Here is a 21,634-nt window from a genome sequence, read left to right on the forward strand (position 1 = left end):
CGCTAAAGCAACCGGAAAGGCTGGCGTAAAAGCTTTCTGCTATGCTACTATGGGTCATCTATATATGCAAAAGGGCCAGGAAAAACGGGCGGCCTTGTACATAGACAGCGCTGTAAGTTGCGCACATAAAAGCACCGATAAAACACTCGCCGCTTTTGCCTGGCTAAGAAAAGGCTGGCTGGAATTAGTGAGAAATAACAACGAAAAGGCAATGGCCGGCTTATTAAAGGCCGACAGCATGTTAGAGAATATAAATGAAAAAAGGGCTTACAGTTATCGTACCCTTGCTAATCATTACATCTCCAGTATGTATGCCTACGGCAGCGATACGCTTAAACAACATCGCTATGCGGTAACATGCCTTTCTATGGCAAAGAAAAGCGGCGTACCGGATGATATCCAGATAGGCTATAACACCATCGCACATAGCTTTTTTTCGGCCTTTGAGCATAATAAGCAACACCATGCATTACTGGACTCCAGCATGCGTTATTACCGCCTTTCCATGAACTTTTATCTGCGTAACCACGATAAGATATTTTTGCAAAGCAATGCTTCGCTCTGTGCATTGAATACAGCTAACGCTTATTTCAAATACTATCCTTCAAGTTATAAAGACAGTGCGCAGCATTATATCAACATCGCCTTAAATATTGGCCGTAAAACCAACGGAAGGGAAATAATAGCCAACTGCTATGGCATGCTTAGCGAATATGCATTAAGGCAAAAGAATTACAAAGCCGCTGAGCAATACCTGCTAACAGGCATCAGCGAGTTGGAAAACGCTGCCCCGGCAGTTGATATTACCCGGTCAAGATTAATGCTTGGGCTGGCTAACGTGGCCGAGCAGCAGGGCGATAAACAAAAAGCCCTCAACTATTATAAACAGTACATAGCCTATTACAGTAAAGTTTTTGACGCTCAAAAACTGGCCACCGTGCAGCAATTAGAAGAAGAGTACCATGCCGCCCAGCGGGATAATGAAATTGCCCGGCTACGCGAACGCGATAGTTATAATAAACGCCTTAACTGGCTGTACATTGCCATAGGATCAATAAGCATATTGTTGCTTGGGCTCTTGTTGAGTTCTTATCATTACAAGCTAAAAGCATCTGAACAGCAAAAACAAATAGCCGACCAGGAAAACGAAGAAATGAGCCTGATAGCAGAGCTGCAGCAGGCGGAAGCACAAAGGTTACGGTTAGAAAAGCAAGAGGCGGAACTGCAGGCTAATTTGCGCGAAGAGGAACGTACACGCGCAGAAGCACAGCAAGCTCTGTTGCAAGACCGAGCCGAGTGGCTGGAAAAGGAGCTATTGGCTGGCACGCTAAAAATAGAGGAAAAGAACGCGATACTGGAACTGTTAAAGCAAAAATCAAATGATGCCCGGCAAATAGGGCGTATTATTAACCAAAACCTGCGAATGGATAAAAACCTTGATGAGCAACAGGCGTTAAGTAATATCCACCCCTCATTTTTTAATTCTTTACAGGAGAGAGCCGGCAATACACTTACCAGGTTAGACCTCAAGCATTGCGCCTATATATTGATGGGCTTTGATAATAAGGAGATAGCCGGGCGGCTTGGCGTAGAACCTAAAAGTATACGAATGGCGCGTTACCGGTTAAAGCAAAAATTAGGGTTGGATAGGGATGAGAACCTTGATCAGGTGATTCGCGATATACACTAACATATCATTATCTACTACTATCTGATAAGTTGTAGGATAAAAATACATGTACATTATACACTTAATACTTTATTAATTAAATTAGCCGGAGGTCTTGCGCTGTATGAACAAAAGAATCCCGATCAGTAATTTTCTTGAAAAATCGCAGCTCTTTTATACCATTATTATCGGGTTAGATGGTAACTATATGTATGTAAGCCCCAGTTACGACCAGAATTTTGGCACCAATAAAGGTTCATTAACAGGCCAACACTTCTCTGTAACCCTCCATCCCGATGATGTGGAAATATGTGAAAAGGTAGGGCCGCTGTGCTTTGTTAACCCCGAAAAGTTGTTTCCGGTTACTTTAAGAAAACACGATGGTAAAGGCGGCTATGTAATTACCAAATGGGAAATGCAAGCCATGCCCGATGAAAATGGTAATGCGCTGGGCATATTCTGTGTGGGCTATAACATTACTACTTATGTGGATATACAGGAAAAGTTAGAACAGGCCACTTCCAACCTCGATGATATCAGTTACATGCAATCGCATGGGGTAAGAAAGCCACTGGCCAATATCATGGGCCTTGCAGATCTGTTGAACGAAACAGAAGATCCGGCGCATTATAAACGCATTGCCCAAATGCTGCAGGAAAGCACGGCCGAACTTGATAACATTATAAAAGAAATATCCAACAAGCGTATTTGAACACTATACTAATAAACTATTGATGAAATCCTTTACACTCCCTACTATCCTCAAATTATTCCTCACCTGTCTTTTCTTTACAACTGTAACAACTGTTTGCCAGGCACAGCAAAAGGCCTTTTATCCCGGGCAATTATGGCCCGATAATAATGGCGTACATATAAACGCGCATGGCGGCGGTATGCTGTATAATAACGGAAAATACTATTGGTTTGGTGAGCATAAGATTGAAGGCGGGGCGGGAAATCGGGCCATGGTTGGTGTGCATTGCTATTCATCAACAGACCTTTATAATTGGAAAGATGAAGGGATAGCCCTTAGCGTTTCTAACGACCCCGCAAGCGATATCGCTAAAGGCTGCATCCTTGAGCGCCCAAAGGTGATCTACAATAAAAAGACAAAAAAATATGTAATGTGGTTCCACCTGGAATTGCTGGATAAGGGGTATGCTGCCGCAAGAGCCGGGGTAGCCACAGCCGATAAGATCACCGGGCCTTATACTTTTATCAGAAGCTACCGCCCCAACCCAGGCCATCTGCCATTTTATCCGCAGGGCACTCCTGAAAATGAGAAAGTTAATTGTGCTAAGCCACAAAACGAAGCCGACAGTATCTTTTGCCGCGACCTACCTGGTGGCCAAATGGCCCGCGACATGACCGTTTTTGTTGATGACGACGGCAAGGCTTACCACATTTTTTCATCAGAAGAGAACCTTACCCTGGATGTGGCCGAACTATCGGCTGATTATACCGGCCATACCGGTAAATTTTCAAGGGTATACATCGGTCACCAAACCGAAGCACCTGCGGTGTTTAAGCGAAACGGCCTCTACTATATGATAGGCTCCGGCTGCACCGGTTGGGCACCTAACGCTGCACGCTGGTTCACGGCTAAAAACATCTTTGGCCCGTGGACTTATCACGGTAACCCTTGCACAGGCCCCGGCGCTAATATTACTTTTGGCGGCCAAAGCACTTACGTACTGCCGGTTACCGGCAAAAAGGACGCTTTTATTTTTATGGCAGATAAATGGACACCCAAAAACGCCATTGACGGGCGATACCTTTGGCTCCCCATCGTATTTGATGGCAACGATATCAAGATCAGCTGGAAAGATAACTGGACGCTGGACGAATTTAAAAAATAACCCAATCCATTAACCGGCTGTTGGTTTAACCGGCACCACCTGTATGGGGCTACCTGTCCAGCTGGTGCCGGCGGCCAGTTGCTCGCCTTTCATTACCAACGAGAGCGGCTCTAAAGAAACATCGCTTTCCATATGGGTATCATAAAGGATAATGCTTCTGCTGCCTACAGAGCAGCGATCGCCAATTTTTATAGCGCCTACCTTCATTACCCTGTCTTCAAAAAGGTGGGTTTGGGGGCCGCAATCTTCGTTCAGCGCGGCATCGTCGCCAATGCTCACCATATCATATTCGGTTATATCTGTGGTATTGAGCCAAACCCTTTTACCCGTTTTAACGCCAAACAACCTTAATACAACCGGCAGGAAAGGCGTACCCTTCAAAAACTCCAGCAGGAATGGTACGGCCAGTGCCTCGTAGGTGGTAGTAATGGCTTCGCTGCGCCATACAAAGTTGGTCCACATAGGCCATTGTCCGCTACGGTACTTACCTACCAATACCCATTTCAGCAGCAGCGTAACAAATAAAGCCGGGAAACCCATAAAAAACAGGTAATAAAATGGCACTTTGGGTAACTCAACTACCACTTCCCAAAAGCTGCGCTCTTTTATCAGATCGTGGCAGTAGGCGATGAATAATACACTGCAGCAAATAATTACCGTTTCGGGCAGGATGATCCTGATGGCTTCAATTATTCCGCGTGCCAGCCGCCTGCCTGCAGAGGGCGTTGTGGTTAATGATGCCGGGTAATCACCGCTCGACTGGCGCTTGGGTAAAGCAATAGCCGGGGAACCAAACCAATCGACTTTGGGATGTTCCTGCTGCTGTTGAAGCGTTGGCGGTACCGACAGTACGCCTACCAGCATTTGATCGGGCAGATGGGTGCCTTGCGGAATAAGCGCGCTGTTACCCACAAATGTGCTGTTACCCACAGTAGTACGATCGAGTATCAAACGCTGAGCGCGGATGTCTTCTTCGCCCAAGGTAACGGCGTCGGCGATGAACGATTCATCACCTATTTCCAGCATGGTATGGGTAACGTTACTCGCGGTAGATATCTCGGTGTTACGCCCTATTTTGGCCCCCAACAGCCTGAAGAACATAGACACGAATACTGTTGCATAAACCGGGTGCAGCACAATAAGCGCCATGGAGATGAGCTGATCTGACAGCCATTTACGCACATAAGTTGAACTATAAACCGAGTAAGTGCCGGGTTTAATATTATATAACAGCAACCTGGACAACAACACCGTTTCGAACGCGTAGAGGATAATGTAACCGAGTGTTAAAAGCGGCACATGTATAAAATAGCTAAAATCGTAGTCGGGGGTGCCTAAGTCCAGTCTGTTGAGGATGATCAGCACGGGCAGCAAAGGCAGTAATACCACGATAGGGAAAGCCACCAGCAATACGCTGAAAAGGAACCCGTAGGTTTTGGTCTTAATATATTTGGTTGGCACAGGCACCGGTATTTCCTCAGGCGCTGCTGTTCTTACTTTTTCAGCAGGGCTGCCCTTCCATACCTCATATGCGGCAATAGTTTTGCCCTCCTGCAAATGGCTCAGGTCCTGTAGTTCGCCGGCTTCTTCAATAACACTGCCGCCAGAGATCACCGCCGCGCTGCCGATGTAAGCATGCGCACCAATTTTTATTTTCCGGAAACTGATCTTTCCGTTACCCACACTAACGTTATCAAGTACCACGCCCGAACTCAAGCTGGCATCCGCGCCTACTTCCAGCAGGTCATGAGCGCCGATAGTTACCGAGCTTACCTGGGCGTCTTTAGCTATCCTGGTGCCCAGCAAGCGCAGGTATAAGGGATAAATAGGGGTACCATTCAAAAACTGCGCTGGCGCCAGTTTCAAGAGGGTGTTTACCAGCCAGTACCTGAAATAATAACTCCCCCAAAGCGGGTATTCACCCTCTTTAACCTTGCCCAAAATAAGCCATTTAGCACCGATACCCAATATAGAGAACAACGGTGGGATAAGGCAGTAGAGCAGCAAAGCTGTGATGATAGCAATATCATGGTCGCCATGGCCGCTTTCGCTGCGGGCCACAACGTAATAATAACCCAGGTAGGGTACAAATATCTGCACCGCGAATAACCCGTAAATGATAATAAGCGAGAAGAACTGCGCTATGCCACATAAAGCATGGCGCCAAAAAGGTACTTTCTCAAACGCCGAGGCTTCCGCAGCTACAGCATCACCGCTCGTATTGTCGGTCTGCTCCCATACATTGATCAGCTTGCTCACCGGCCTGTTGGTGTAAATATCGCGCAGCGAGGCCTGTTTCAACCCGGCATTGTTACGCAACCACGATGAAAAACTGGCCGCTAACAGCGAATGCCCGCCCAGATCGGTAAAAAAATCGGTTTCGGGGTGTATCTCCTGTCCCGGGAAAAAGTGCCGCAGGCCGGCCATCACTTTTTCAGATACGGATGCATCGGCACTTACCTCTATCTCGCCTGTGGCAACCGGTACCAGCAACTGTTCTGGTACGGGCAGGCTTTTACGGTCTATTTTACCACTGGTTAGCCTGGGCAGCGTATCCATTTGCATAATGGCCAGCGGCACCATGTATACCGGTAAAAACGTACCCAGTTCGCGGCGCATAGCCTGCTCATCAAAAAGAGAATCCTTTTTAAGCGTTACATAACCCACCAACTGATCCTGCCCGGCTGTGTCTTTTTTTACTGCTACAGCGGCAGTGCTGACGTTTTCAAGCGCGTTTAACCGGGTTTCAATCTCTCCGAGTTCAATCCTGTATCCGCGCACCTTTACCTGGTCGTCCAAACGGCCAAAGAAGCGTAAAGTGCCGTCGGGCTGTATCGCTACCGCGTCGCCGGTAAGATAAATATGGCTGCCCGGCAGGTCTGCTAATGACGCGGGCTTTACCAAAAATTTGGCGGCGGTAAGCTCCGGCCTGTTCACATAGCCTTTGCTTAAGCCGGGCCCCGAAATCACCAGCTCGCCCTGCTGCCCTACCGGTACAACGTTAAAAGCCTCATCAACAACGGCAAGGTTATAGTTAGGCAGCGGGCCGCTAATGGTAATAGGATCATCGGGACCAAGCGCTATCATGGTTGACGTTACGGTAGTTTCTGTAGGGCCGTAACTATTATAAAAAACATTTTTACCGGGTTTGCTCCATCTTTTTAATACCGCGGCAGTGCAGGCTTCGCCACCCGCGTTAATAATGCGCAGCGTCGGTATATCGTCGTCCATTACCGCCAATAAACTGGGCACGGCGTGCAATACGGTTATCTTGTTACGTCGCAGCACATCGGCCAGTTCATCAATTGATTTTGCGGTAGTGGCATCGGCTACAATGATGGTAGCACCCGCATGCAAACTTATCCAGGTTTCCTCGCACCACATATCAAACGACACCGAAAAGCCCTGGTATACCCTGTCTGTTTCCCGCAAGCCCAGCACCTGCTGCTCCGACCGTATGAGGTGGCAAATATTTCTGTGAGAAATAGGAATACCCTTAGGCTTACCTGTACTGCCCGATGTATATAAGATATAAGCGATATCATCAGGCTCGGGGCCGGGTGGAGATACGATTGATGTATTATTGGCATCGAAGGCCGGCACCTGCCAAACGGGTGCATTAATATCAGGCGTACTATCGCTAAAACATGCCGCGGCCTGTGCCTCATCTAATATTACCTGTAACCTTTCCTCGGGTATTTCCCTGTCTACCGGTACATAAGTTGCCCCGGCCTTGCATATACCTAATATAACGGCATGTAATTGCAAACCCCTGCTGTGCCACACCCCTACTGCCTGGCCGCGGCCAACGCCTTTTGCGGCTATGTAGGCTGCTATCTGGTCGCTCCAAAGATCTAATTCTTTGTAACTTAATTGCCTTGGGCCGAATATAAGCGCGGTTTTATCGACAAATTTAAGCGCCGAAGCTCTGTATAGGGATGCTAAGGATTCTTCCTTTAGTAGTTCGGGGTTATGAGGTCCTGTTAATATACTGGTAGATAACATGTAGGGGCTGTTTAACGGCAAGGCTTACAATAACTATTGGCTAAACCGAATATAGGTTATCGCACGCGTGTTTCGCAACAACGCGGATGCTATTTATCACAAATATCATCCACGCCAAAATGCCAACACTTTAACGTTGGTTATGGCTGTTTGTGTTAAGCCCCTAAAAAATTTATTTGGCTTTTAATTTTACCGGTTTTATGCCCTTTAAGGTAGGTGTAACCCTGTTGATCATCCCTTTTGCATCAAACGTAAGGCTATCTATACATACCTCACGGTTCCAGCCGGCAGCATCGCCCATTTTAATCCCGTCAGGGTAATTGAAACGATGATACACCAGGTACCATTCGTCCCGGCCGGGTATTTGCAATACCGAATTATGGCCGGTTCCGTAAATACCTGCGCGTGTATCTTTGGCTATCACGATATTATTAGCAGGAATAGTGATTTTTTCTAATGGACTGTTAGCTATACCATAACGCACCTTGTAGTTTTCGCTGCGTGTATCATCTTCAGACCACATAAAGTAATATTTACCATTGCGGTAAAACACGTAGGTACCTTCGCGGTAGGTATCATCGGGCGTGAGTACCACGGTGGTTTCCGGTTTTATAGATACCATATCGTCGGCCAATTCGGCGCCTGCCATGTACCCGTTACCCCAATACAAATAACTTTTGCCGGTTTTAGGGTCGGTAAACACATCCGCGTCAATTTGCTGGCCACCATTTACACCTTTAGGCAATTTGTCTATCAGCGGTTTGCCGCTATCTTTAAATGGCCCCAGCGGATCATCGGCTACAGCCACGCCTATTTTTTGGGCCGCGCAGAAATAATAGAAATATTTATATTGGCCGTTAATTTTTTTCTCGATGATACATGGCGCCCAGGCATTGCGCTTTGCCCAACTTACATCTTTTGCCAGATCGAGCATGACGCCGTTATCCGCCCAATGTACCAGATCGGGCGAGGAGAATACTTTAAAGTAAGTACCCGACCAACCGGTAAAACCATCTGATGTAGGATAGATATAAAATTTGCCTGTCTTTTGGGCATACAATACTTCCGGGTCGGCATAATAGCCATTCAATACCGGGTTGTGTTCTTCGATCAGGGTCAACTTATAATCCACCGGTTGGTGCCCGGCAATGCTTACACGGTACTTTACGCTGCCTTTAGAAAAATCTAAAGGCGTAAGTGGCTTAACTGTTGTACCCGGTATGTTGGCAAATACCGGCTTTATAGCCTTCTTATCAGCCCCGGGTACCAGAGGCAGATACAATATCGAAGTAGCCGAATCCAGGCGAATATTATTCACCTTGATGCCTTTGGCCTGTATGGTTTGTACTACTTCCGCGGGCGACATCCACTTACTTACCAGGCGCTGCGCTTCGGCCGTAGTAATAGGCATAACGGTACCATGCCTGGGGTGAAAGTTCATGCTTACATCGGCATCTACCACTTTGAAGTTCTTTAAGTCGGTTGTTTTGGTGAATTGGTAACGACCGCTGGTGTACATATCATACATGAGGATATACCCGCTGCCATCATTCAATTTAAAAGTTCCTGCGCCCTCTACCGGTAATTTGGTTTGCTGTACATAATCCTGGCTTTGCATTACATAACCGCCGGTGAGATGGTCTGATACGGCGATCTTTATGCCCGGCTGGCGATCTTCCGTTTTAAAGAAAAGATAATATTTACCGCCTTTTTCTACAATATCGCCATCAATACAGGCCGCGTTATCCGGGTTATAGAACAACTGTTTGGGGGTTGTTTCCAGCGCGGTAAAATCCTTATTGGCATAAGCGTAATAGATCTTATCGGGCTGGTTACCATGTTTCAGGGAAAAATAGACCATGTACTTCCCGGCAGCCGGGTCATAAATGGTTTGAGGGGCCCATACCCGCAGCAGGCTATCCTGCCCCGAATAGCTTTTTTGAATATTAACTTTACTCGATTTCCAGTGGATCAGGTCGGTTGAGGTCATGAGTACCATTCCCCTGTTTGAGCTCCAGCCTTTGGCCGAAACCATGTCCGTAGCTACCATGTAAAAAGTCTTGCCATCATGCCCGCGCAGGATATGCGGGTCGCGCACACCACCGGTTTCGCTGATTTCGGCGCTATTAATTATCGGTTGATCATGGTTAAGCGCACGGAAGTGATAGCCATCGGCACTTATAGCGTAGTGTATGGCTTCCTCGGCTTTATCATTCCCTGTAAAGTAAACAAACAGGTAGGCCTGGTAAGGCGTTTTATTTTGCGCTTTTACTATAAAACTGGTGCAGCAGAAAAGCCCAAACAGCAACAACGCTGTTTTTTTTAAAATTTCAGATACCGATATATTCATACGTAAATGCTGCGGACTAAGCCGTTGTTATTCTATTACTATTATTCAAAAATCCTATAGCTGTACCATTGCCTTTATTACGCCGTTCTTAGGATCGAGCCAATCCGGAAACGCCGATGCCACTTCATCAAAATCCACTCGATGGGTAATGTAATTAGCCGGATCGACCTTTCCATCCTTTATCGTGGCAATAACCTGTTCAAAATCTTCCCTGGTAGCGTTACGGCTGCTCATGAGTGTGGCCTCGCGCTTATGAAATTCGGGGTGGCTCACCACTATCTCGTTCTTTTGCAAACCTACCAGCACGTAACGGCCGCCATGTGCCAGGTATTGAAAGCCATTATTGATGGCTTTTTGGCTGCCGGTAGCATCAATCACCACGGTTGGGAAATCATTATTGGTGATCTGCTTTAATGCCTCATTAACATCCTGTGTAGAGGCATTGATGATGTGAGGTATGCCGAGCCTGTTCTTACAAAACTCCAGCCGCTGCGCGTTTATATCCATTGCTATGACGTCGGCACCCGCTATGCGGGCAAACTCCATGATGCCTAAACCAATTGGCCCCGCTCCTATTACCAGTACAAACTCGCCCGGTGTAACCCCTGCTCTGCGCACACCATGGGCGCCAATAGCTAATGGCTCCACTAATGCCAGTTCATCAGCGCTAAGACCCTGCCCATGCAGTAATGCCGATGACGGCACTTGTACATACTCGGCCATGCCACCATCAATATGTACACCAAATACACGTATATCCGTACAGCAATTGGGTTTACCGTTACGGCAGGCAATACATCTGCCACAGCTGAAGTATGGAATAAACGTTACTATTTCGCCCGGCTCAAAACCCGGTGCCCCGCCCGCATCAACCAATTCTCCGGCAAGCTCATGACCCAATATGCGCGGGTAGTTAAAATAAGGTTGCGTACCCTCAAACGCATGCAGATCGGTACCGCAAATACCTATGCGTTTTATTTTGATAATGGCCATACCTTCGGCAGGTGTAGGCATTTCCCTATTGCTGTATGTAAATTGGCCTGGTTGAGCACAAACCAATGTTTTTATTGCTGTAGACATATATTTTAGATCCTGATACATATGCAGGTTTATTTACCGGCTAATTTTAACCTGATCACATTAAAAGAATACGGTTTCACATCCAACACCAGGTTTTTACCATTCACTGTTAAAGTTTGTGTATGGGGCTTTACAGCCGAAGGGTTGCTCATGGTATTTTCGGTATACAGATCGTCGCTTTGTAAAACGGTGAGGAGTCCGTCTTTTTTCAAACTGCCCGCGCCTGTAATGTCAAAAGCAGCTTCCATTTTATCCTTCCCGGTATTAATTATTTTAATGATAAGTTCATTGTTCTTTTTATCCAGCACCGCCGAGGCAAACTGCCCGTCCTGACCTGTCACAGCCTTCCCGTTTAGGGTTAAGGGGACCACGTCTGTACCTTTATTAAGCGAATAAAGCTGCTGCACATAATAATTTGGCGTAGCGTATGAGTTAAGGTTATCAAACCATATCAGGTCGGGTTTCCACTGCCAGGCATCTACCTTGGCTAATAATGGCGCGTATGATGCCATCAGCACCACATCGGCGTTACGTTCCAGGCCTGTCATGAAAGCTGCCTCGGCTATCGCGCTTTGCCAGTTATTGGCATTCTCGGTACCGGCCTTGTTAGGACTGTGTGCGGCATACTCGCCTGCAAATATTTTGGTTCCCTTACGGTCGTAATTATCATAGCGGGTTACGCTTTTAAAGAACCAGTCGGGGTCGCGGTAATAATGTTCGTCTAAAATATCTGCTTTAAAGCCCCGCAAGGTAGCGTTCAGATAATCGAACTTATCGCCGCTTGGATCGGGGCCAGCGCTTGAGATGAGCTGTATCTGTGGATATTTATCCTTAAGGGCCTTTTCAAAAACTTTCCAGCGCTCTATGTATTGCTCTCCCCATTGCTCATTTCCTACCCCCATCATTTTAAGATTGAAGGGTTTGGGGTGCCCCAAGGCTATACGTAGCTTACCCCATTTGGTATCTGCCGAGCCATTAGCAAATTCTATCAGGTCAAGCGCGTCCTGTATGTAAGGATCTATCTGGTTAAGTGGCACCAACTGTCCGGTATTATACTGGCAGGCCATGCCACAGTTAAGAATAGGCAGCGGCTCGGCGCCAATATCCTCAGCCAGCATGAAGTATTCCATAAAGCCGAGGCCGAAGGTCTGGTAGTAATCGGGCGTACGGCGTTTCTCAAATTCCACGTTCCAGCGGTTCATGATGTTCTCGCGCTGATCAACATCACCAATGGTTTTTTTCCACTGGTAACGGTTGGCCAGATCACGTCCCTCAACAATACAGCCGCCGGGGAAACGTAAAAAGCCGGGCTTAAGATCATAGAGCTTCTGTACCAGATCGGCACGCAAGCCACCGGGGCGGTTCTTCCAGGTGTGGGTAGGGAAAAGTGAGATCATATCCAGGTCAATACTGCCCTTATTTGTTGCCCAAACATATAGCTTTGCCTTTGGAGTGGTGGTATTGGCTTGTATAGTGGCGTGGTAACGCTTCCATTCCGTTCCCTGCGGCGATAACGTAGTTTTCCCGATAATAGCCCCTGTTGAATCATGCAGTTCGAGCAATAAACTGATCTTACTGCCTGCATGCTGGCGGGCAAATACCGAAAAATTATACATTTCTCCCTTACGTATGCCCATACCGCCAAAACCTTCGTTAGATAAACCGTAATAACCTTTGGGGGTATTTACGTTTAATGTTAAATAATGAGGATTTTCCGGGCGCTCGGTTTTACGGTCAACAACCGATACTGTTCCGTTGCCGCCGTCCTTTCGTTGCTCGGCCCAACCCATTAAGTTCGTATTGAACTCGAATGAGCGGTTTTTTACGAGTTCGGCATATACGCCACCATCGGCGGCCATGTTAATATCTTCAAAAAATATCCCGTACATGGTTGGCTGCACATGCGCCTTTATGCTATCGGCTTTTACTGTAAAATTTAGACGTTTAGCGGTTTGTGCATTGGCTAAACCCAGCGTGCATAGTAGTAAGCCGGAAAGGAAGAAGTATCTCATTTTTGAATTAATTAAGTGTAAGTACCGCTACAGATATGGCAGGTAAGGTAACCTCCAGCGTGTTACCCTTTAACACCGCACCATTAAAAGCCACGGCTTTTATTTTATCAGGCGCGTTAAAGGTATTGCAATCGCCGGTTTTAGCCGAGGTGAGGATGCGGCCACTTACACCTTTAAAGTTTTGACCATTAAGCTTAAGCGTTATTTTTTGCTTTTTAGACGGATCAATATTGGTTAAAGAAATATGCACAACGCCTGCCTTGTCCTTTGATGCTGACGCCGAAACGGCAGGCAGCTTTTCATTACCAAAGGCATAATCTGTTTCGCTTACTTTGGTAGGTAGTAAGGTAGCATCCTGGTGCACGTTGTACATCTCCATTACATAATAAGTAGGCGTCAGGATCATTTTTTGCTTATTGGTGAGTATTACCGCCTGCAATACGTTGATACATTGCGCCAGATTCGCCATCCGCACACGATCCGCATGGTTGTTAAAAATATTCAGGGTGGTACCGGCTATCATGGCATCGCGCATGGTGTTTTGCTGATACAGGAAGCCGGGATTGGTACCCGGTTCTACATCGTACCATCCACCCCATTCATCAACCACAAGGGCTATCTGCTTTTTAGGGTCATACTTATCCATAATGCGGGCATGGCGGGTAACCAGCGTATCCATTTGCAGTGCGCGCTGCATGGTAGTAAAATACTGCTCCTCGGTAAAGCCGGTAGCCGGGCCTTTTTTCTCCCAGCCAATTACCGCGTAATGGTGTACCGCCACGCCCTCAATAAGGTGATGCGGTATATTCTTCATCAGGGTTTCGGTCCAGTTGTAGTCATCGTCGCTGGCACCGGAAGCCACCCTGAACAGCTTTGTTTTTCCCTCCGAACTACCCATAAAAGTAGCGTACTTACGAAACTCGTTGGCATAATATTCTGGCGTCATGTTACCGCCGCAGCCCCAGGCCTCGTTGCCCACACCCCAGAATTTTACGCTCCAGGGTTTATCGCGGCCATTGGCCTTGCGGAGGTCAGACATGGGGTTTTTATTATCCGACCCGGTGTACTGTATCCAGTCGGCCAGTTCCTGCACTGTACCGCTGCCTACGTTACCTGATACATATGGTTCTGCGCCCAGCAGTTCACACATATTCAAAAAATCATGCGTACCAAAGCTGTTATCTTCCACTACACCACCCCACCATTTATTCACAATGGCAGGCCTTTTATCTTTGGGACCAATGCCGTCGCGCCAGTGGTAAGTATCGGCAAAACAACCGCCGGGCCAGCGTAAAGAAGGTATCTTCATTTTACGCAGCGCGGCCACAACATCATTACGCACCCCGTTTGTATTAGGTATCTTAGACGTATCGCCAACATAAAAACCATCGTAAATGCCGCGACCTAAGTGCTCGGCAAAGTGGCTGTATATGTATTTGCTGATGGTGGGATTAGCCGACGTATTGTTCAGATCAACTGTTATGGTAGTTTGCGCTACCGCAGAGCCTGAACAAATAAGCAATGCTCCTAATACTTTTAAAAGGGATGATCTCATGAGGGCTTTCAGAATTATTTACTTACCGAAAATTTGTAGATAGTTGTGGTATGATAGGTTTGCCCCGGGTTAAGCGTTGTGCCGGGAAAAGATAACTGGTTAGGCGAATCGGGGAAGTGCTGTGTTTCCAGGCACATTGCCGAACGGTAACCATAAGCCGCGCCACCTTTGCCGTCTTTTTCTTTACCGGTAAGGAAATTGCCACTGTAGAATTGCAATCCCGGCTCTTCGGTATATATATCCATCACAATGCCTGTTACCGGGCTTTTAACAGTAGCCACAGATGTGTTAAGATCATGCTTGTTCAGCACAAAATTATGATCGTAACCTTTGCCATTTTTTAATTGCTCATCCTGTTTGTTAATATCCTGCCCTATTGGTTTCAACGACGTAAAATCAAAAGGAGTGCCTTTAACATCTTTTAACTGACCGGTAGGTATCAGCGTAGTATCAACCGGGGTAAACTGGTCGGCTTTTATCTGTAACAGATCATTTAAAATGGTCTCGCTGCCCGCGCCGTTAAGGTTAAAGTACGCGTGGTTGGTAAGGTTAACAATGGTTGGCTTATCGGTAGTTGCGGTGTAGTCTATTTTAAGGGCGTTATCATCCTGCAAGGTATAGGTTACCTTAACTTTCAGATTGCCGGGATAGCCACCTTCGCCATCAGGCGAGATAAAGGTAAGTTCCAAAGTGTTGTTATTGAGCTGTTTTGCATCCCAAACCTGTGCATAAAAACCTTTAAAACCGCCGTGAAGAGTATTAACGCCATCATTAATATCCAGCTGGTATTTCTTACCGTTAAGTGTAAATTTCCCCCTGGCTATCCTGTTGCCGTAACGGCCTATAATGGCGCCAAAAAATGGCTCCTTTGGTTTTTGATAAGTGCCAACACTGTCGTAACCCAAAACCACATCTTTTAAAGCACCGTCCTTATCAGGTACCAGCAGGCTTACTATCCTGCCGCCATAATTGGTTATAGCCGCTTTAGCGCCTTTGGAATTGGTTAACACATACAAACGTGTTTGCTTACCGTTAACGGTTTTAATAAATTTTGAGCTGTCAGGCAAAACCGCCGTTTTAACTGATGCACTGTCGGCAGTATTTGCTTTTTTACCGGCAGGGCTTTGGCAAGCCTGGTTCATTAATGCTACTGCCGCTATAAAAGCAGGCAAAAGTGTCTTTGCAGATTTTCTCATCATAGTTAATGTGTTGATGCAGCTTTTAAGCTGATCGGTTTCTTTTTCAGGAATATAATTGGTTAATTGGCAAGATTTATATTAAATCCTGAACAAGATAGGAAGAATTTTTAATTGTTATAATAACAATTAAAAAAATACCATAAAATCAGTCGCTTGCATGCCTTGCCTGTTTCAGGGGTGGACAACTGTTTGAAAAATAATTTTTATGCAACAGGAATTAATTACGCGTCACTGTAGTATCTTTAACTAATCATCATACATAACTATGAAAATTGCCGGCGTACCGATCATATCCATTATACTCTTAGTTACCTGCTGCGCCAGAATACTTATCAAAATACTGCTGCCGCATGCGGCCAGATCATACTCCTTGTTTTTTGATGGTATATTAATTGGTGCTGTAGCTTATAACTTTCTTGACTACATGAATATTTATTTAAAAGCAAGGCTTAATAACAGTAAGCAACAATAAGCCTTAAAAAAATAAAATGGCCCGATGTTTAATTACACGGGCCATTTGCATTATGATTAGGTTGAGGAGAAAATTATTGCTTTACCTGGTCAAGTATGGGTTTATCTACCGATACGATGGTGTTACCCGGTTTTATCATATCAAATACAACTAATTCATTCCTGCCTTTTTTTAGCCATTCTGCCGGAACGTATAGTGTTTGCTGAGGGCCTACCCGCCAATAACGGCCAAGATTATGCCCGTTTATCCAAACAACACCTTTGCCCCAATCGCTCATGTTGAAGTAGGTATCCTCTACTTTACTAAGGTTAAAAGTTCCTTTCTGTAATGTTGGTGAAGTGTAGTTAACACCTGTGCTGCCAAATTTAACCTGGTTGATGTTAGCCATTGGCAGGCTGTACATTTGCCAGCCTTTTAGCTCGCTGTTATTGAACATTACCGAACCGGTAATGCCCTTTTTATTCTGGAGTAAATATTTACCGAAGTTGATACGGCCCAAATTTTCTACCAGTATATCCAGCGTAACGCTGCCCTTCGGCAGGGTTAAATTAAGGCTGTCCTGGTTTAGGCGCCTGTCTAAAGTACCGGCGGTTTTGCCATTTACCAGTACCACAGCATAATCACGTAAGCCTTTTATGGTTAACTTTCCGTTACCTTTTACCTGCGTACGGTACAGCACGTAGCCATAATCTTGCTGAAGGTCTTCAAAAGTTAAGGGCGTGGTACTACTCACCGGCTTAGGTAAATTTTGTAAAATACTAACAGCCGCGGTAAGTTTTACAGCCGGTATTGCCATGGCAGGTTTAGCTGCCGGTACAGCCGGCAGGGCTACACCGGGTGCCAGGTGCTTTTGAATAACATTCCTGAAAGCGATAAACTTGGGCGTCGGGTTTCCGGCCTCATCCAATGGCGCGTCATAATCATAGCTGCTGATCTGGGGCTCGTACGGTGTGCCGTCTTTATAGTTGGCACCGTTCATGAAATCGCGCGTAGTACCGCCATGAAACATATACATGTTGATGGAAATGCCTGCCGCGAGTACCGAATCAAGCCTACCGGCATACTTTTCGGCAGGTACGGTATGGTGTGGCGTTCCCCACCAATCAAACCAGGCCGGGTACCATTCGGCAATATAAAAAGGACCTTTGCCATTGTGATTTTCGCGTACCAATTGCTTTACCTTTTTAGGATCGTCCAAACCATTTACAGCAGGCAATAGTCCGGGTAAATAACCTTTGGTCAGATCTGCCGCAGGGTCACAGGTATATAATAACCCATCAAAACCCGCTTCTTTAAACATTTTCTGATTGATGGCCAGATAATCCTTATCGCTTCCGAATGAACCGTATTCGTTTTCTATCTGCACCATCAGCACGTTACCACCGTGGTTTATTTGCAGCGGGGCCAATATTTTACCTACTTGTTTGATGTAGGTTTCATACTCCTTTAGGTACTGCGCTTCTTTGCTGCGTACTACCAACCCTTTCTCCTTCTGTAACCAGTAAGGGTAGCCGCCAAATTCCCATTCGGCACATACATAAGGGCTTGGCCTCAATATCACCCATAAGCCTTCCTGCTGGGCAATTTTTACAAACTCAGCTATATCATTATTTCCGCTGAAGTCAAACTTTCCTTTCTGGGGCTCGTGCAGGTTCCAAAAAACATAGGTACCAATGGTATTAAGCCCCATGGCTTTGGCCATTTTCATACGGGCGCGCCATGCTTCACGAGGGATGCGCGGATAATGCATTTCTCCGCTGATCATTTGGAAGGGCTTACCATCAAGCAGGAAAACAGAGTCGGCCAATGCAAAGGTATGTTTAGCCTGCTGGGCTTTAATATTCCTAGCTATCAATAGTGATAAAAGTAAAAGGTAGTACTTAAATTTATGCATTAGTTTATGGTTAAGGCTTAATTACTTCACGCTGATGTTAACTTCACACGGCTTTAAACCTGCAGATGAGCACTTCACTACTACAGGCCCCGGCTGTCCGTTGGTTTCAACATAAAGCAGTATTTTTCCGTGTAGGGCCTTGTGTTTAGGTGACTGGTAGTTTTCATGGCTGGTAGTGCTGCCGTTCTCCATACCCAACAAGCGGGCTTTACCGGTAATAGCTACGGCTATTTCGTTTTCAGCGGCATAAACCGGTACGCCGTTTTTATCGGTTACCGTTACCTCTATCTGTGAAAGGTGTTTTCCCGGTCCTTGAAAGGTAATATTGTCTGCTACGGCTTTTAAGGCAGCCGCTTCACCGGCTGTTTTTAATACATAAGTAGCCGCTATTTTACCATTCTTGTAACCTTTCACCAATACCTCACCCGGCTCGTAGCTTACATTCCATGCAGGCATATGATTGGCCGCCGTGTCGCGCAATTGTTTACCCAACGATTTGCCGTTAATAAACAACTCCGCTTCAGGGCAATTGGTAAAGCACTCTAAGCGTAAACGGCTACCTGTTTCCCAGTTCCATGTAGGCAGTACGCTGCGGTGGCTCCATATACCGTTATCCTGGTTTTGCTTTAATTCTCTCGCGGCGACATAAACCATTGGCTTTTCGGCCCAAAGGCTCTGGCGATAAAAATATTCCGGTTTTTTAAAGCCCGCAAGGTCCATTAAGCCCGCGCCGTTACTACGTTGCGGCCATTTACCGGCTTCGCCCAGGTAGTCGATACCTGTCCATAAATATTGCGCGGATATATATTTATTGGAATCGACCGCGTTCCAGGCTTTAAGGGCCATTCCATTCTCACTTCCGTAAATTACACGGTTAGGATATTTTTTGTGGTCATCAGCATAGCGGTATTCCTGGTAATTGTAACCAACCACATCCAAAGCATCAGGATAACCTACCTCATTTGACATTACCACGCCTGCCAGTGCAGCTGTAACGGGGCGGGTAAGGTCTATCTCTTTAACTACTTTTACCAGATCGGCAGCGATGCGCCCTAAGGCTGTTGCTGATGGATGATTAGCCATGTAACCCCTACCATATATTTGCGGGTTACGACCGGTATTAAGCACTTCATGGGTGTAAGGGTCGTTAGGATAATCAATCTCGTTACCTATGCTCCACATGATTATGGACGGGTGGTTCCTGCTGCGCTTAACCATATCAGCAAGGTCGCGATGCGCCCATTCTTTAAAATATTCATGGTAGCCATCTTTTGACGGAGTGCCTTCGTTCCAGCCTTTAACCCACTTATTTTTTCCTAATTCCCACTCATCAAACGCCTCATCCATTACCAGGAACCCCATTTCATCGCAAAGGTCATACAAATAGCCTGCGTGCGGGTTATGGCTTAATCTTAGTGAATTTACACCTGCCTCTTTCAAAATAGCCAGCCTACGTACCCATACCTCGCGGGATACCGCTACGCCAAGCGCACCAGCGTCATCATGGATGCAAACGCCCTTGAGCTTCATGGTAGTCCCGTTAAGGAAAAATCCGTTATCCTTATCAAACCGGATGCTGCGGATACCCACCATTTGGTTTACCTGGTTCACCGTTTTACCGTTACGCATTACTTGTAATTGCATGTGGTATAACTCAGGATGATCTACGCTCCACAATTGTGGTGAAGTAAGTGCTTGTTGAAAGACTATCGGATTTTTCCCGGGCTTAGCGTTTAAGGTAACTGTTTTTGAAAATGCCAGGCCTCCCGCTTTTTTAAACAGGTTTAGTTTTACCGTCACGGGCTGATTGGCTGCCAGTGTATTGGTTACATCCGCGTTTACAAGGATAGTTGCCTTTGATGAGTTTACCTCAGGTGTAGAGAAAGCTACATCCCAGGGATGAATATTTACCACATCGCGTGTGATGAGATAAACATTACGGTATATGCCGCTGCCGGTATACCAGCGCGAATCGGCAAACTCGGTATGGTCGGCCTTTACTTTTATGGTATTGGCTTTACCCCATAACAAGTATGGTGTAATATCGTACTCGAAGGCTATAAAACCATTAGGGCGCTTGCCCAGGTAATGCCCGTTTATCCAAACCTCACTGTTCTTATAAACCCCATCAAAGTAAATACTTACTTTTTGCCCCCTCCACTTCGTCTCGGGCGTAAATGTTTTCTGATACCAGCCTATACCACCCGGCAAATACGCGGTAGCGCTGGCCCACTCCTCGCTAAAAGGTTGCTCAATGCTCCAGTCATGCGGAAGCGACAATGTCCGCCATTTGTTGTTAGTAGCGGTAGTATCACCTAAATGAAACTGCCAATTATCATTAAAAAGCCTTCCGCCATCTATGGCTTGCGCGTGCAGCTTTACCGGCATCTGCATAAATAAAAAAGCCGCGTAGATCAAGTACTTGTATAATTTCACGCTATAAATGTTTGATTGACAATTACAGGCTAATATAATGCTATTTCATCACAATAAAACCTGTAAAGGCGCCAATTATCAGTTTTTACCCCTTATTGTAAACAAAAAACACCTGCATAGGATAAGCATTCATTGTTTTGAGGGTCGACAATATTGAGGATCTGTTACGGATATCTGTTTAATAATTGTTATTACAACACTAAAATATCTTATAAGTCATTAGCATGTTTAACAGTCGTTTGTTAGCTCCCGCAATATTCTTTTGCAGAACGTTTTTTGGTAGAAAGTGTTATTTTTACAATCAATACCAATCTAAATTATTTGATGACCGGTTATACTAACGAAGCCCGTATTGTGCAGGCTATTGATTGCCTTGTTTTTGGCTTTGATGGCGAAACCCTGAAGATATTATTAATTAAACGAGGTTTCCAGCCGGAACAGGGCAAGTGGAGCCTAATGGGCGGCTTTGCCAAACTTACCGAAAGCCTTGAACAGGCCTCAAACCGTGTATTAAAGCAATTAACCGGACTGGATGGTATGTATCTTGAACAATTGCACACCTTTAGCGACCCTAACCGTGACCCGCTCGAGCGTACCATATCTACAGCGTATTTCGCACTGATCGATATTAACAAATACCAGCAGCAGTTAAATGCCGACTATCACGCCGAGTGGTTTCCGCTTAAACGGATGCCCAAACTTATTTTTGACCAGCAGGAAATGGTTGAAATGGCATTAAAACGAATCAGGTACAAGGCTGCGCTGCACCCCATTTTGTTTGAGCTGCTGCCGGGAAGGTTTACCATTCCGCAGTTACAAACTTTATACGAAAGCGTTTATAACACCAAAATTGATAAGCGTAATTTCAGCAAGCGTGTTTTAGCTACCGGCCTGTTAATTAAGCAGGGCGAAAAAGATAAATCGGGCTCAAAGCGCGGGGCTTTTTATTACCATGTGAATATGCAAAATTACTATGCTAAGTTCCAGGCCTTCCTGAACTTTATACCCAATCCCACCAACCTGATCAGTTAAATATTAACAAAGTACTATAAACAAAAGAGGGATGGGCTTACGCCCATCCCTCTTTTGTTTATGAAATAACC

General features: G+C 45.9%; 13 protein-coding genes. 5 read left to right on the top strand and 8 right to left on the bottom strand.

From position 1 onward, the window contains the following. Positions 1–49: 49 nt before the first annotated feature. The 3 genes from CKK33_RS15035 (at position 50) to CKK33_RS15045 (ending at position 3,528) form a co-directional block, all read left to right on the top strand. A complete protein-coding gene (locus CKK33_RS15035) occupies positions 50–1,690 on the top strand; it encodes a LuxR family transcriptional regulator (protein WP_143822971.1) in 1,641 nt (546 codons plus the stop codon). 103 nt (positions 1,691–1,793) lie between these two features. Beyond that, positions 1,794–2,381, top strand: a complete 588-nt coding sequence (locus tag CKK33_RS15040) for a PAS domain S-box protein (protein ID WP_095704896.1) — start codon at positions 1,794–1,796, stop codon at positions 2,379–2,381. Between the two features lie 22 nt (positions 2,382–2,403). Continuing rightward, positions 2,404–3,528, top strand: a complete 1,125-nt coding sequence (locus tag CKK33_RS15045) for a glycoside hydrolase family 43 protein (RefSeq protein WP_095704897.1) — start codon at positions 2,404–2,406, stop codon at positions 3,526–3,528. Between the two features lie 9 nt (positions 3,529–3,537). Here the strand turns inward: CKK33_RS15045 and CKK33_RS15050 are convergent, their stop codons facing one another. From CKK33_RS15050 to CKK33_RS15075, 6 genes are all read right to left on the bottom strand, one after another. Beyond that, positions 3,538–7,533, bottom strand: coding sequence for a Pls/PosA family non-ribosomal peptide synthetase (locus CKK33_RS15050; RefSeq protein WP_095704898.1), 3,996 nt, complete (start codon positions 7,531–7,533; stop codon positions 3,538–3,540). 172 nt (positions 7,534–7,705) lie between these two features. After that, positions 7,706–9,883 (bottom strand): family 43 glycosylhydrolase, encoded by a 2,178-nt coding sequence (locus CKK33_RS15055; protein ID WP_095704899.1) that lies wholly within the window; start codon positions 9,881–9,883, stop codon positions 7,706–7,708. A gap of 54 nt (positions 9,884–9,937) precedes the next feature. Continuing rightward, on the bottom strand, positions 9,938–10,963 hold the full coding sequence (locus CKK33_RS15060; protein WP_233138230.1) for a zinc-binding alcohol dehydrogenase family protein: 1,026 nt from the start codon (positions 10,961–10,963) through the stop codon (positions 9,938–9,940). Between the two features lie 29 nt (positions 10,964–10,992). Next, a complete protein-coding gene (locus CKK33_RS15065; RefSeq protein ID WP_095704900.1) occupies positions 10,993–12,975 on the bottom strand; it encodes an alpha-L-arabinofuranosidase C-terminal domain-containing protein in 1,983 nt (660 codons plus the stop codon). A 7-nt stretch (positions 12,976–12,982) separates the two neighbouring features. Beyond that, entirely contained in the window at positions 12,983–14,530 is a 1,548-nt protein-coding gene (locus CKK33_RS15070; RefSeq protein WP_095704901.1) for an alpha-N-arabinofuranosidase, read from the bottom strand. A gap of 14 nt (positions 14,531–14,544) precedes the next feature. Next, complete coding sequence (locus CKK33_RS15075; RefSeq protein WP_369803575.1) at positions 14,545–15,729, bottom strand: aldose epimerase family protein; 1,185 nt, start codon at positions 15,727–15,729, stop codon at positions 14,545–14,547. 265 nt (positions 15,730–15,994) lie between these two features. On the opposite strand from CKK33_RS15075, the gene CKK33_RS15080 reads away from it, so the two are divergent. Then, positions 15,995–16,201, top strand: a complete 207-nt coding sequence (locus CKK33_RS15080) for a hypothetical protein (RefSeq protein ID WP_095704903.1) — start codon at positions 15,995–15,997, stop codon at positions 16,199–16,201. 73 nt (positions 16,202–16,274) lie between these two features. Here CKK33_RS15080 and CKK33_RS15085 read toward each other — a convergent pair whose 3' ends face one another. Beyond that, complete coding sequence (locus CKK33_RS15085) at positions 16,275–18,095, bottom strand: beta-galactosidase family protein (protein ID WP_095704904.1); 1,821 nt, start codon at positions 18,093–18,095, stop codon at positions 16,275–16,277. A 21-nt stretch (positions 18,096–18,116) separates the two neighbouring features. Next, positions 18,117–20,531, bottom strand: a complete 2,415-nt coding sequence (locus CKK33_RS15090; RefSeq protein ID WP_233138231.1) for a sugar-binding domain-containing protein — start codon at positions 20,529–20,531, stop codon at positions 18,117–18,119. Positions 20,532–20,855: 324 nt separating this feature from the next. Between CKK33_RS15090 and CKK33_RS15095 the strand changes: the two genes are divergently transcribed. Continuing rightward, positions 20,856–21,563 carry an NUDIX domain-containing protein gene (locus tag CKK33_RS15095; RefSeq protein WP_095704905.1) on the top strand — a complete coding sequence of 236 codons (708 nt, stop codon included), beginning with the start codon at positions 20,856–20,858 and terminating at the stop codon, positions 21,561–21,563. Positions 21,564–21,634 lie beyond the last annotated feature (71 nt).

Origin of the sequence: Mucilaginibacter sp. MD40 (assembly GCF_002288635.1) — a bacterium.
Classification (GTDB): domain Bacteria; phylum Bacteroidota; class Bacteroidia; order Sphingobacteriales; family Sphingobacteriaceae; genus Mucilaginibacter.